At 50.6% G+C, this 13,229-nt stretch carries 11 protein-coding genes; 3 read left to right on the forward strand and 8 right to left on the reverse strand.

The window, feature by feature from the left end:
* The first annotated feature begins 5 nt into the window (after positions 1-5).
* A complete protein-coding gene (locus tag DWZ16_RS11900; RefSeq protein ID WP_118522919.1) occupies positions 6-1,865 on the forward strand; it encodes an ATP-binding protein in 1,860 nt (619 codons plus the stop codon).
* Positions 1,866-1,987: 122 nt separating this feature from the next.
* Here the strand turns inward: DWZ16_RS11900 and DWZ16_RS11905 are convergent, their stop codons facing one another.
* The 5 genes from DWZ16_RS11905 to DWZ16_RS11925 all read right to left on the reverse strand — a co-directional run bounded on the left by DWZ16_RS11905 (position 1,988) and on the right by DWZ16_RS11925 (position 7,996).
* On the reverse strand, positions 1,988-3,169 hold the full coding sequence (locus DWZ16_RS11905) for a ribose-phosphate pyrophosphokinase (RefSeq protein ID WP_022359580.1): 1,182 nt from the start codon (positions 3,167-3,169) through the stop codon (positions 1,988-1,990).
* A gap of 108 nt (positions 3,170-3,277) precedes the next feature.
* The gene (locus DWZ16_RS11910) at positions 3,278-4,270 is read right to left on the reverse strand and encodes an ATP-binding protein (protein WP_118482233.1); all 993 of its coding nucleotides are present in this window, start codon (positions 4,268-4,270) and stop codon (positions 3,278-3,280) included.
* Entirely contained in the window at positions 4,257-5,321 is a 1,065-nt protein-coding gene (locus tag DWZ16_RS11915; RefSeq protein ID WP_118522920.1) for a DnaD domain protein, read from the reverse strand. The genes DWZ16_RS11910 and DWZ16_RS11915 overlap by 14 nt, the downstream gene beginning before the upstream one ends.
* A 548-nt stretch (positions 5,322-5,869) precedes the next feature.
* A complete protein-coding gene (gene murC / locus DWZ16_RS11920) occupies positions 5,870-7,261 on the reverse strand; it encodes a UDP-N-acetylmuramate--L-alanine ligase (RefSeq protein ID WP_118522921.1) in 1,392 nt (463 codons plus the stop codon).
* A 225-nt stretch (positions 7,262-7,486) separates the two neighbouring features.
* Complete coding sequence (locus tag DWZ16_RS11925) at positions 7,487-7,996, reverse strand: QueT transporter family protein (RefSeq protein WP_107001712.1); 510 nt, start codon at positions 7,994-7,996, stop codon at positions 7,487-7,489.
* A 417-nt stretch (positions 7,997-8,413) separates the two neighbouring features.
* Between DWZ16_RS11925 and sstT the strand changes: the two genes are divergently transcribed.
* Positions 8,414-9,637, forward strand: a complete 1,224-nt coding sequence (gene sstT / locus DWZ16_RS11930; RefSeq protein WP_118522922.1) for a serine/threonine transporter SstT — start codon at positions 8,414-8,416, stop codon at positions 9,635-9,637.
* 389 nt (positions 9,638-10,026) lie between these two features.
* Here the strand turns inward: sstT and DWZ16_RS11935 are convergent, their stop codons facing one another.
* Genes DWZ16_RS11935 through DWZ16_RS16280 form a run of 3 tightly spaced genes read right to left on the reverse strand, consistent with a single transcriptional unit; the run spans position 10,027 to position 11,420 of the window.
* On the reverse strand, positions 10,027-10,791 hold the full coding sequence (locus DWZ16_RS11935) for a type III pantothenate kinase (protein WP_118522923.1): 765 nt from the start codon (positions 10,789-10,791) through the stop codon (positions 10,027-10,029).
* A 6-nt stretch (positions 10,792-10,797) separates the two neighbouring features.
* The gene (locus tag DWZ16_RS16275) at positions 10,798-11,055 is read right to left on the reverse strand and encodes a hypothetical protein (protein WP_243022017.1); all 258 of its coding nucleotides are present in this window, start codon (positions 11,053-11,055) and stop codon (positions 10,798-10,800) included.
* Positions 11,040-11,420: an ECF transporter S component gene (locus DWZ16_RS16280; RefSeq protein ID WP_243022018.1), complete on the reverse strand. Its 381-nt coding sequence runs from the start codon at positions 11,418-11,420 to the stop codon at positions 11,040-11,042. The genes DWZ16_RS16275 and DWZ16_RS16280 overlap by 16 nt, the downstream gene beginning before the upstream one ends.
* Positions 11,421-12,018: 598 nt before the next feature.
* On the opposite strand from DWZ16_RS16280, the gene coaBC reads away from it, so the two are divergent.
* Positions 12,019-13,212 (forward strand): bifunctional phosphopantothenoylcysteine decarboxylase/phosphopantothenate--cysteine ligase CoaBC, encoded by a 1,194-nt coding sequence (coaBC, locus tag DWZ16_RS11950; protein WP_118522924.1) that lies wholly within the window; start codon positions 12,019-12,021, stop codon positions 13,210-13,212.
* Positions 13,213-13,229: the final 17 nt, after the last annotated feature.

The following is a 13,229-nucleotide window of genomic DNA, read 5'->3' on the forward strand; positions in this document are numbered from 1 at the left end:
CTTCCATGCGTTTTCTTGATCTTTATATCAGTGGGTTTGGAAAATTTCATGACACAGCCGTCTCCTTTGAGGACGGGTTAAACGTCATTTACGGTAAAAATGAAGCTGGCAAATCCACGATCCACACCTTTATCCGCGGCATGCTCTTCGGCATCGAGCGTCAGAGGGGGCGCGCCGCCAGAAACGACATCTACAGCAAATATGAGCCGTGGGAAAACAGCGGCACCTACGAGGGGCAGCTCCGGCTTGAATCTGACGACGGCACCATTTACCGGATCGAGCGCTCGTTCCAGAAAAATAAGAAGGAATTTACCGTCATCAACGAGACGACCGGACGCGAGGAACCGGACGGCCGCGCCGTTTTGCAGGAAATTTTGGGCGGCATGAGTGAAACCATGTACAACAACACCATCAGCATCAGCCAGTTAAAGAGTGCGACCGATGAAGGCATGGTTTCAGAACTGAAAAACTATATTGCTAACATGAATACCTCTGGCAATATGGCGCTCAATATCACTAAGGCAACCGCCTATCTGAAAAATCAGCGCAAACAATTTGAATCCCAGTTAAGCCCGGAGGCTTCGGTCAACTATACCTCCCTTCTTAGCGAGATCCGCGCGCTGGAACGCGAGCTTTCTTCGCCAAAATATGAGAATCAGTTACAGGAATACTCAAAGCTGCGTGACTCGGTTCGAAATGAACTGGAACATCAGAAAATAGAAAAAGAAGATTTATCCGACCGGCTGCAGAAGAGCCGTCAGGTACTGGATGAGTTTTCCTTTACGGACGAGGCGTCCATCGAGGCGTACCGCAGTCAGGCTGAAACACTCTACCAGGACTATCAGCATGCACAGGCGTCTTCCTCCAGCAAGGGATCCCGGTTTTTCCAGGTGTTTTTCTTTGTCGCAGCAGCAATTTGCGCTATCTGCGCGGCATACTGCGGATATCTGGCGTTCTTCCCGCTTCCGTCCCCATGGCTGGGAGCTGGTCCCACCGCCCTCATCTTTGGAGGCGCCGCCCTTGTGCTTCTCATGCTGGGAATCTGCGTCACACGGCACCGGAGCCGCCGCAGGCAGGAGGCGGAGAAAAGTGCCTCTGTTTTATCGGAGATTTTGCGCCGCCACCTGGGCGAATCCGAGATTTCGGATGAATCCATGAAGCTTTTATCCCAGCGGTTGGACCGCTTCATCACGCTCTGCCACGCCGTTACAAACTCGGAGGATTCACTGGTAAAACGTTCCGAACAGATCTCGGCGCTGATGGCAAAGCAGAATGACTGCAGCCTTGTCATCGAGGAACAACAGCGCGTCCAGTGGGAGTTAGAGAAAAAGCTGGAGCACCTATCCGCCTGCAAAGATCGGGCAGCGGCGCTCAAACACATTTTAAATGAAAATGAGCGCATCCATCAGGAGATCGCCTCCGTGGATCTGGCGCTTGATACCTTAAAAGAGCTTTCCACCACCATCCGGGATTCTTTCGGCCTGTACTTAAATAAGACTGCGTCCGACCTGATCGCCGGAATTACCGGCGGAATTTATTCCAGCATCAGCATCGATGAGAACTTGAATGCGTTTTTAAATACCCGCCGGAAGCTGATCCCGCTTGAACAGGTCAGCAGCGGCACCGCCGACCAGATCTATCTGGCGCTGCGCCTCGCCGCCGCCCACTTTATCCAGGGCGATGCAGACCGGCTGCCGCTCATCTTTGACGACAGCTTCGTCCTCTACGACGACGAGCGCCTGAGAACCGTCCTCAAATGGCTGCCAACCGCCTATTCCGGGCAGATTCTTGTATTTACTTGTCATGAGAGGGAGATGCGGGTGCTGAAGGAAGAAGGAGCTGCGGTGCATGAAGTGCGGTTGTAGGACTCTTTTCGTACATAACCGTGACATTGCCTGTTTCCTATGACATTAAAAAGAACGCCATTTTCTGACATGTATTGGTCCGGAAATGACGTTCTTTTTGTTTCTATTTTAAAGGTCTATTTTTAGTCCCGTATTCCCGCCCGATACTTCGCCAGCAGCTTATTGATACGTCCAGTCGGATTTAACAGCTCGCTTAAGGAGGCATCGTGGTTCAGGTTATCGATGATGAGCGCGATGTATTTGCTCATATCGACGCTGATATAGTACGGTCTGGAGAGAAGCTCCGGTGTCTGGTATACCAGGTTGGTGGTCAGGACGCGGTCGATCAGACCGTTCTCATAGTACTCGTCAAACTTCTGCAGTCCGTTGGTAAACAGACCGAAGGTCGCGCATACGAATACCTTTCTCGCCTTGCGGCTCTTTAATTCCTTCGCTACATCTAACATGCTCTCGCCAGAGGAGATCATATCATCGATGATCAGGACATCCTTGCCCTCTACGCTGGATCCCAAGAACTCATGGGCAACGATCGGGTTGCGTCCGTTGACGATCCTGGTGTAATCGCGGCGTTTGTAGAACATACCCATGTCAAGTCCCAGCACGTTGGAGAAGAAGACAGCGCGGGACATACCGCCCTCATCCGGGCTGATGACCATCATGTGATCGCTATCGATCTCCAGCTCTTTCTCATTTTTCAGCAGATATTTGATAAACTGGTAAATCGGCTGAACGGTCTCAAAACCCTTGAGCGGAATCGCGTTCTGGACACGCGGATCGTGTGCGTCAAAGGTAATGATATTCTCAACGCCCATATCTACCAGCTCCTCCAGTGCCAGCGCGCAGTCTAAGGACTCACGGCCGGAGCGCTTATGCTGGCGGCTCTCATACAGGAACGGCATGATTACGTTGATACGGCGTGCCTTTCCGCCTGCTGCCGCAATGACACGTTTCAGATCCTGATAATGATCATCCGGGGACATATGGTTTACCATGCCGCACAGAGAATATGTCTGGCTGTAGTTGCAGACATCCACGATCAGATACAGATCATCGCCGCGCACCGACGCCTTGATCTCGCCCTTTGCCTCGCCGGAACCAAATCTCGGTGTGTTTGCCCCGATGATGTAGGAGTCTCTCTGATAACCTGAAAATGCGATCGACGTCTTGTGCTCGCTTTCGCGCTCATTTCTCCAGTCCACCAGATATTTGTCTACCTTGCCTACCAGTTCCTCACATCCCTTTAATGGAATCAGTCCCAGCGGACCTACCGGTATCGTCTCAATGATTTTCTCTTCGTACAGCATTTTCCATTTTCCTCCAGCCTGTTTACTCTCTGTTAATTCGTTTTTTTGCATATGTTAGCGCATTCTAACGTCTCTTTTATATCATTATGTCCCTTATAAGTCAACCCATTACCGGTTTTCCAGCTTTTTTCGTATCCGGATATCCTCGCCGTAGAGCGGAATGATCTGATACTGGCTTATGATCCGTGACATGACGCGGTCGGTAAACTCGTCGCGCATCTCATTGACCGGCAGATTGGTGGAAATGATCGTGCCTTTCTTCCGGTTTAAGCGCTCGTTGACCACATAGAAGAGCTGGGAAGTCGTAAACGTATTCACCAGTTCCGTCCCCAGATCGTCGATGATCAGCAGATCGCACTCTAATAAATACTGGGAGCGGTCGCGATCCTCATCGGTCGCATCATTTGCGAAGCGGTCCCTTGAAAATATCTCATACATCTCCACCGCTGGGAGATACACGACGCTGAAACAACGCTCAATCAGCTCTTTCGCGATGCAGTTGCTTAAAAACGTCTTTCCGAGCCCCGTTTTTCCGGTAAATAAGATATTTCCCTTTTCTTCTTTAAATCCGTCCACATAGCGGTGGCAGAACGCCGTCACCTGCTCCATATACGCGCGGGCAGTCTTGCCGCTACGCGGATCGATCTTCGTGTCATCAAAATAATCATAGGAAAAATGAGAAAAATTCTCCCGCTCCAGCACTTCCCGGATATTCGACTGGGCGTATAACAGATCGATCTCCCGCTGACGGAAACAGTGGCATTTTATGCCGTCTTTGTACCCGGTATCCTTACAGTCCGGACAATTATACTGCATCTCCAGATAGTCCGCCGGATAGCCGTAGGCGCTCATCAGCACCTGACGCTGCTCTTTCAGGTCTGCGATTGTCCCTCGCAAACGTTTCACCGCGTCCGCATCGCCCGCCAGAAGCTCTTTCGCGCTCTTGACCGCCGCGGCGGCGATCGCATCGTTCATCTCCCGGACCGCCGGTATTTTCTCATAGACCTCGTCAACCCGCGCGTCCAGCTCATGTTTCTTCTGAAGCTGTGTCCGGTTATAAACACGCATGATCGATTCATACTGCGAATTACTGAGTGCCATCGTCCCCTCCTGTCTTCTGCGCTCCGTTTATCATGCTCCATACCATCTCGTCGTAATCATATCCGTGTTCCTCTAGATTGTGGAACCGGTTGGAAGAACGGCTGCTGCCTGCAGACGCCTGCCGGCGCTTCGCCCCGCCTTCTTCCTTCCGTTTTTTATCTAGCTCTGACACATCCCGGAAGCTCTTGACGCCGGCATTTTTCCAATCCCGCAGGATCTTGTCTGCATAGTCAAACGACGGTTTATGTATCTGCCGGATCGTGCGGCTGCACGCCTCGACGATCAGCTCGCGCGTGAAACCGTACTCCCAGAACCATTTTTCGATAAATTCACTCTCGACCTCCGCCGGACTCCGGTCCGAAAGCCCCATCGCCCGCATAACCGCGAATGAACCCTTCGTGTAGCCCCTGCCGCTCGCTTTCGCCTGTTCCACATCCTTGATGCCGCGCTTATGCCAGCCGAGCGCCACCTTTTCCATATAGCGCAGGCTGGTGTGGTGGTTCTGCACGCAGTACTCAATCAGGTATTCCAGCAATTCCCCGGAAAATCCCAGATTCGAATAGAGATTTCCAAGAATCTGGCAGTCCGTCGGTGTGAGCAGCTTGTTTAAATACTGCTGGGCAATATAGATGAGCTGCTTAAACGACTCATCCGAGGTCAGGCGTGACATATCGCAGGCTGCGGCTTCCCGCGCGGCAGTTTTTGCAGATGGCGCAAAGGAACCAGCGCCTGCCAGGGATTCCGTTGAAGCAAAAACCGGTGAAATTTGCTGTCCCGGCGTCTCCTGAAACGATCGCTGTGCCTCTTCACCGACTTCCGTTCCCAGCACCCCGGCTCTCTGCCAGTATGCCAGCGCGCGCTGCACGTCCGCCTCCGTGTGGTTGAGCGCGTCCGCGATCTGTCCGATCGAGACTTCCTCCTGCTGGTGGCGGAGCAGGTACAGATATACCTTCACATATTCTCCACTGGCTCCCGCCATATATGTATCAATAAATACGTCCGGAACCGGCGTCGCGCCCACCGCCAGCCGGTTTTTGAATCCTATTCCCATCGTCTAACTTCCCTCTTAGCCATTCTGTGTCCTCACATTTCCTGTTACCATTTATCTATCAGCAGCCTGCGGCTGTGTAAACCATTCAAACTGCTGTATTTTACTTTTATTTTGAAATGTTCTCTATTTGTTCCATCCAAATCTTCCTGTTTTCTTACTTTTCCACCGTTTTGATTTTGTTTCCGGACTTTTCCACAATTTTGCTCCGGACAAGACAGTTTTCATCCATTTATCACAGGTTCACTGCGTCTGTTCCTATCATAACATACCTTTTTTTAAAAAGAAATACTCCTAATTATGGTTCGCGGCCGACACTTTTAGACCAATTTTTCCACTATTTTGATTGTGGATAATGTGGATAATGTGGAAAAAGCCTTCAAAAATCCTCAAAAAACAACCCTTCATCCGACAAAATCCTTATTTTATCAACATTTTCGGCATTTCCCCATTTCCGCATTTAGGCGCAAAAAATCCACATAGTTCCTTTACATAATATGTTGAAAACTATGTGGATAATGTGGATAACTATATGTACACTCGGAGTGCATCTATTTCGCAAGGAGGTTTTCCCCTACATTTACAACGTCTCCGGCGCCCATGGTTATCAGCAGGTCACCCTGTGCACAATGTTCCATGACAAATTTTTCTATTTCATCGAACGTCGGCAGATACCAGGCTTCTTTTCCTTTTTCTTTTAGAAGTTTCACGATATCCTCTGAGCTGATGCCGAGCGTGTCCGTCTCGCGCGCCGCGTAGATATCCGCCAGAATGACTTTATCTGCCAGTGAGAGCGCCTCGGCAAACTGCGGCAGAAATGCCTTCGTCCGCGTGTAGGTGTGCGGCTGGAAAATACACCAGAGTGTCTTGTGTGGATAGTTCTGCGCCGTCTTTAAGGTAGCCTCGATCTCATGCGGATGATGCGCATAGTCGTCGATGATGGTAAATCCATTTACCTCACCCTTCTTTTCGAACCGGCGGTTGGTTCCGGTAAAATGTGCCAGTCCCACGCGGATGGCGTCCATGGAGATGCCATTTTCCAGGGAAACTGCAATAGCTGCCAGCGCATTATATACATTGTGCTCACCTGCCACACCGAGCGTCAGGCGCTCTTTCTTCTCGCCGCCGATATAAAGGTCGAAGGACGGATGCGCGTAAGCGTCATACTGGATATCACCAGCGCTGTAATCGTTGCCGCGGCTGTGACCAAAAGTAATAACCTTGCCTTTTGCCGCTTCTATGATCTCCTGATAGTTCTCGATATCGCCGTTGATAACAACCGCGCCCTGAGCCGGTACGCGCTCGGCAAACAGCTTGAAGGAGCGGCGGATATCCGCCAGATCCTTGAAGAAATCGAGATGGTCTTCTTCTATATTAAGAATGACCGCCATCGTCGGGTAGAAGGATAGGAAGCTGTTGGTATACTCACACGCCTCCGTCACGAAAAATTCCGGTCCGCCGACGCGGATGTTGCCGCCGATCGCCGGAAGGATGCCGCCGACCGAGATCGTCGGGTCATTTTTCGCCTGCAAGAAAATCTCCGTCACCATTGAAGTGGTTGTCGTTTTGCCGTGTGTTCCGGCAATCGCGATCGCATTTTTATAGTTCCGCATCATCTCGCCCAAGAGTTCCGCACGGGTCAGCATCGGGATGCCGCGCCGTTTTACTTCCTGAAATTCCGGGTTATCCGGGTGAATCGCCGCCGTGTAGACTACCACATCGATGCCATCCTGGATATTCTCCGCTTTCTGTCCGATATATACCTTCGCGCCGCGCGCCTCCAGGTTATCGGTCAGCTCCGAACGGTGTGCGTCCGAGCCGGACACAGTGAATCCCTCGTCCATCAAAATCTCTGCCAGTCCGCTCATGCTGATACCGCCGATTCCGATGAAATGGACGGATTCTGGTTTATTAAAATCAATCTGATATACATTCTCACTCATATTTGTGCATTCCTTCCCCGCCGCAGGCGGTTTTTGTTTTCGCAGACGCCATAGAAAAACGATATGGAACCGCGAGGCATTGTGTTTTCACGTCCTTTTAATTTAACTTCTTTTACATGAAATTGTCAATATAAGGCAAAAAAAAATAAAAGATACACGCCAGCCATCGCACTGCGATCCGTCTGTAACATGCATCTTTTATATCATTTAAGTTATGTCTTTTTCTTAGCGTCCCGTTGCCAGACACTTGCCGAACAGCATGGTTTTATAACGGTTTAACGCCGCCAGAAGAATGCTTCCCAGCACGCCGATTGCCAGCACCTCGCCGATCCCGACGGTCAGCATCATGAACGGAATCAGATCCTCAGAGCCGTATGCAAACCGGAGCACCCACGGTACAATGATCGTGTTGGCCAGGATCGGCGGTACACATACTAAAACCTTGCTTCTGCGAAGCGCATAGGAGCCGACTGCCCCGATCAGGGTTGCCAGGCTTCCGAATACGATATCCAGTCCGGCTGCCCCGCAGAACAGATTGGATAAAAAGCATCCGACAAAGAGTCCCGGAATCGCTGCCGGGGTAAAGAACGGCAGGATGCAGAGTGCTTCCGAAATACGGAACTGCACTGGTCCGAAGCTGATCGGTTGGAATGCCATCGTCAGCGCTACGTAGATGGCCGCGATCGCCGCGCCATACGCCAGAAAATACGTGTTTTTCAGGTTGTTTTCTTTCATATTCAATTCTCCTTTAGTTTTGTTTTACGAGTGGAAGGTCACGAACACTCGATTCATTTTACGCCGGGAATCGGCGGCAGCCCTGTAAGACCTTGTTTTTATGGGCTTTGCAACGGGTATGAGTATAACATAGAGCAGATAGAAATACAAGTTTTCTTTTCGCTTATCGCCACTGCAAGTTCTGCCACTGGCCACACGGAACACGGGCAAAAATTTTTTCTCTATTTCTCTATCACTCTGCCATAAAAAAGCACTTTCCCTTTCTTTCTATCTCCTGTATAATAGAATCTACATGATTTTGTGCCGGATGCTGCACAGACAGTTGAATCATTCGGGAGATATTGCATTTGCACATTTGACTCAGCTCCCCGACACTCGTCAACCCCATTTCATCATCACAAAGGAAGTATGTATTTTATGAAAGCACTCTATGAACGCTGGACAGCCATCAGCCTGCCTAAACGAATTCTGGGCGGCATGATTCTCGGCGCTGTCCTGGGAATGATGATTCCGCAGGCAGTCGGACTCTCAATCCTTGGAAATCTATTTGTCAACGCATTAAAGGGCATCGCGCCCCTGCTCGTATTTTTCCTTGTTATCAGTTCCCTCTGTCAGGCAAAGCAGAGCCACGGCGGCATCATCCGCACCGTTGTCTGCCTTTACCTGTTCAACACACTGCTCGGCTCTGTGATCGCGGTCGTCGCAAGTAAACTGTTCCCGATCACCCTGACACTTGCACAGGCTGCAGAAGAAACCTCTGCCCCGCAGGGAATTGCAGAAGTTATGCAGACACTTTTATTAAATGTCGTAAGGAATCCGATCACCTCCATCGCAGAGGCAAACTACATCGGTATCCTGGCGTGGGCGGTTCTCTTCGGCGTGGCGATGCGCGGCGCCAGCGAACGCACGAAAGAAATTATGGACAATTTTGCGGCGGCACTGTCCAAGGTTGTTACCTGGATCATCAACTTTGCCCCGTTCGGTATTCTCGGACTTGTGTTTGACACTGTATCCACCAACGGTTTACAGGTATTTACCGAATATGGACGGCTTCTCGCTGTGCTGGTTGGCTCGATGCTGTTTATCTACTTCGTAACCAACCCGATTCTCGTATACTGGTGCATCCGCCAAAACCCGTTCCCGCTGATTTTCAAGTGTCTGAAACGAAGCGCGGTCACCGCCTTCTTTACCCGGAGCTCAGCGGCAAATATCCCGATCAACATGAAAGTCTGCGAGGAAATGGGACTGGACAAAAATACCTACTCCGTTACCATCCCGCTCGGTGCGACCATCAATATGAACGGTGCGGCTGTTACCATCACCGTCATGACGCTGGCGGCAGCCAATACGCTGGGAATTCCGGTGGATATTCCGACCGCCATCATTTTAAGCGTCCTGTCGGCACTTTCCGCCTGCGGCGCATCCGGTGTTGCCGGTGGTTCCCTGCTCTTAATTCCGCTTGCCTGCTCCTTGTTTGGCATCTCCAGCGATGTGGCCATGCAGGTCATCGGTGTCGGATTTATCATCGGCGTGGTGCAGGATTCCGTCGAGACCGCCCTCAACTCCTCCTGTGATCTTCTGCTTTCCGCAGCGGCACAGTTTAGGGAGTGGAGAAAAGAAGGACGGGAGATTACCTATTAAAATTATATTATATGCATATTGAAATCAATTTTTCCATATGCTATAATGCCAATAGGCAAACGAATGACAGTACTCACAGAGTACACAAAAAGCCCCCGGTGTGTGCTGACACCGGGGGCTCGCCTTTTTTGAAAAGGAGGCTTAAACCTTTGCTACCTACTCATCTCCATCCAGCCACTTACAAATATAGTAAGCCACAATGCTGGCTATCACAGAGAGCACGAATGACAGTATTCCTCCCACACAGTACACCCCCTTTCCGCACCTGTCTAGGGGTGGTAGCTGTATCAGTATAACACAGAAATTAATCACTCGCACTATATTTGTGCTTCTGCATCTTTTTTAATTGCATTTTAAAAGCGGCTTGATTTTTTCCAGCCGCTTTTATCTTATTTATTCTTCTTATAGATAATCCACAACCCCCGCAATAACAATTCATCATCTAATTCTATCTGATGCCGGCACAGCGGAATGATTTTTCTGGCAAGACCGCCGGTGGCTACAACGGTGGCTTTCTGGCCGAGTTCCTCTTCAATCCGATCTACCATGCCGTCGATGCAGGACGCATTGCCATAGAGAGCGCCGCTCTGCATACATTCAACCGTATTCTTGCCGATCAGGCGCTTTGGCGGGTCAAGGCTGATGCGCGGAAGCTGGGCAGTCCGGCTGGTCAGGGAATTCATCGATACACCTATTCCCGGCAGAATCATGCCGCCGATGTACTGCTTGTTCTCATTCACCACGCAGATGGTGGTTGCCGTTCCCATATCGATCAGAATGAGCGGCACCGGATACCGGTTGATTCCCGCGACGGCACCGACGATCAGATCGGTACCGACGGAGGATGGATTGTCCATCAGCACTTCCAGACCGATATTCATATCCACGTTGACAACCAGGGCTTCCTGCCCCGTCACCTTGCGGATCGCCTCCCGCATCAGGGATGTAACCGGCGGTACCACCGAACCGATGATCGCGCCGGTGATTTCGCTTACCTTGATTTCCCGCAGCTCCAGCACCATTTTCAGGGAAATCGCATAGTCAAGCTCTGTTTTCCCACTGTCTGTCGCCATCCGCTCGGTAAAGAGGATTTTCCCATCCGCAATACAACCGAGAACCACATTCGTATTTCCGATATCCAATGCCAAAATCATACTGTCTTACCCCCTGCTTTTTTCCAGAGCCGGTACAAATTTTGCCCGGTAAAGCGCTGCACCGACTGCACCGGTGAGGATTGTGGACGATACCATCTCGCATACTGCATTGATTCCTACGAAACCGCATACGAACAGGATGATATTTTTTCCGCCGATCAGCCCCTGCATATATTCGGTATTGCCAAACAGAACGACTAAAGCCGTCATAAAGAAAACTGTATTTAAAAACGCGGAACAGAATCCGGTTACCAGACTTGCCATGTACGCATCAGTCTGCGGCGTACAAACTGGAAAATGTAGCCTAACAGAAGACCATCCAGCATACGCGGAACGAATCTCTGTACAAATGCCAAAAACGGGTTAATGCTGAAAAGCATCGCGCCCATCGCACTGCTGCCGCCGATGCCGATGCACTGTAAAAAGCTGGTCATGCCGAAGACTGCACCGATCGCTGCGCCGCCTGCCGGTCCCAGTGTGATCGCCGCGATCGCAACCGGAATCACATTAAATGTAATCGCCAGCGGCCCAATATTCAGATATCCGAGGGGAGTGTACGCCATCAACAGAAGAATGCCGGTCATAAGACCTAAGATGACAAGTTTAGATGTGTTGTTTGTTGTGTTCATGAAATTTTCCTCCTTGTTATTATTCCCGTTCGAAAAACCTGCTGCACCTTTTGTTCACCAGACTGCCGCTTACCTGCGCCAATATCATGTGCATAAAATCCTTACAAATTCCGTTCTTTCCGGCGATACCATCCAGAAAAGCTGCGAGCCAGGGCATTTTAATTCCCCGTCTCTTCCGGTATGATTCTCCATCTCAGATACAGATCCGTATGCAGATACGCACATTCCGGCAGAAGTTTCTTCTGCCGCTTTCCGCGGATTTGCTGCCAGCACGTTCAGTGCCTGTTTTCTATGGGATACAATACAACTGCTGCCGCCTGTCCCTGTTCACATCCAGTGAAAACCAGGCCAGTCAGCAGACACTTCCACACTATATCACATCACTTTTCAACATACAACCAACAATTCTACCAGAATATGTACTGTTTTTTATTGTCTTTTCACAAAATAGATATTTCTTTCCTCTCCTGTTATATGCGCTTACCAAAGAATCTGGCAGAGAACGGAAGCCAAAAAGGGTTTACAATTTTTCCTCCAGATGCTATGCTGTTCGAAAATGACCCAGAAAACCAGAGTACAAACCGAAAGGATATATATTATGTTAACTGGAAAAACGATTATTTTGGGAGTAACCGGCGGAATCGCCGCATACAAGGCGGCGAACCTTGCCAGCCTTTTAAAGAAACAGCACGCGGATGTACACGTGATTATGACTAAAAATGCGATGGAATTTATCACACCGCTTACCTTTGAGACCCTGACCGTCAATAAATGCCTGACGGACACCTTTGACCGGAATTTTAAATTTGAAGTGGAACACATCGAGCTGGCGAAAAAAGCGGATCTGGCGATCATCGCCCCGGCGACTGCCAATGTCTGTGCCAAACTGGCACACGGACTTGCCGATGATATGCTGACGACCACGCTCTTAGCCTGCCAGTGCCCGCGCATCATTGCTCCGGCGATGAACACACGGATGTATGAGAATCCGATCACACAGGACAACCTGCACCTGTTAAGGCATTACGGCTTTACCATCATCGAACCGGCAAGCGGTCTGCTCGCCTGCGGCGATTCTGGAAAGGGCAAATTTCCGGATGAGGGGCTGATCCTGGAATATATTCTCCGCGCGATCGCCTACCCGAAGGATCTCGCTGGAAAGAAGATCCTTGTGACCGCCGGTCCGACCCAGGAAGCGGTCGATCCGGTGCGCTACCTCACGAACCATTCGACCGGAAAAATGGGCTATGCGCTGGCACGGATGGCGATGCTGCGCGGTGCTGACGTGACACTCGTCACCGGCGAAACTTCACTGACTCCGCCTCCATTTGTCAATACTGTCCACATCAAAAGCGCACACGACCTCTTTGAGGCAGTCACCTCCCGGAGTGAGGAACAGGACATTATCATCAAGGCGGCAGCCGTCGCTGACTACCGTCCGGCAGTCGTTTCTGATGAAAAGGTCAAGAAATCCGACGGCGATCTGAGCCTGGCGCTGGAGCGCACTGAGGACACTTTAAGCTACCTCGGCGCACACAAACGTCCGGGACAGCTGCTCTGCGGCTTCGCGATGGAGACCTCCCAGCTCGAGGAACGCGCCCGCGGCAAGCTGGAACGCAAAAATCTGGATCTGATCGCTGCCAACAACTTAAAGGTAGCCGGCGCCGGATTTGGCACCGATACGAACGTCATCACGCTGATCGATAAGCAGCAGACCCGCCATCTGGAGCAGATGAGTAAGGAAGCGGCGGCAATGGAGATATTGACTGTTTTACGCGATATGATGAAATAGATTTTGATTGAAATAGA

It is taken from the genome of Clostridium sp. AF29-8BH (genome assembly GCF_003478145.1).
Lineage (GTDB): Bacteria > Bacillota > Clostridia > Lachnospirales > Lachnospiraceae > Otoolea > Otoolea fessa.

What these genes read in the sequence shown, in the direction of transcription:
- DWZ16_RS11900 (WP_118522919.1), top strand. Translation starts at nt 6, where the DNA reads ATGCGTTTTCTTGATCTTTATATCAGTGGGTTTGGAAAATTTCATGAC.
- DWZ16_RS11905 (WP_022359580.1), bottom strand. Translation starts at nt 3,169, where the DNA reads ATGCTGTACGAAGAGAAAATCATTGAGACGATACCGGTAGGTCCGCTG.
- DWZ16_RS11910 (WP_118482233.1), bottom strand. Translation starts at nt 4,270, where the DNA reads ATGGCACTCAGTAATTCGCAGTATGAATCGATCATGCGTGTTTATAAC.
- DWZ16_RS11915 (WP_118522920.1), bottom strand. Translation starts at nt 5,321, where the DNA reads ATGGGAATAGGATTCAAAAACCGGCTGGCGGTGGGCGCGACGCCGGTT.
- murC (WP_118522921.1), bottom strand. Translation starts at nt 7,261, where the DNA reads ATGAGTGAGAATGTATATCAGATTGATTTTAATAAACCAGAATCCGTC.
- DWZ16_RS11925 (WP_107001712.1), bottom strand. Translation starts at nt 7,996, where the DNA reads ATGAAAGAAAACAACCTGAAAAACACGTATTTTCTGGCGTATGGCGCG.
- sstT (WP_118522922.1), top strand. Translation starts at nt 8,414, where the DNA reads ATGAAAGCACTCTATGAACGCTGGACAGCCATCAGCCTGCCTAAACGA.
- DWZ16_RS11935 (WP_118522923.1), bottom strand. Translation starts at nt 10,791, where the DNA reads ATGATTTTGGCATTGGATATCGGAAATACGAATGTGGTTCTCGGTTGT.
- DWZ16_RS16275 (WP_243022017.1), bottom strand. Translation starts at nt 11,055, where the DNA reads ATGGCAAGTCTGGTAACCGGATTCTGTTCCGCGTTTTTAAATACAGTT.
- DWZ16_RS16280 (WP_243022018.1), bottom strand. Translation starts at nt 11,420, where the DNA reads ATGAACACAACAAACAACACATCTAAACTTGTCATCTTAGGTCTTATG.
- coaBC (WP_118522924.1), top strand. Translation starts at nt 12,019, where the DNA reads ATGTTAACTGGAAAAACGATTATTTTGGGAGTAACCGGCGGAATCGCC.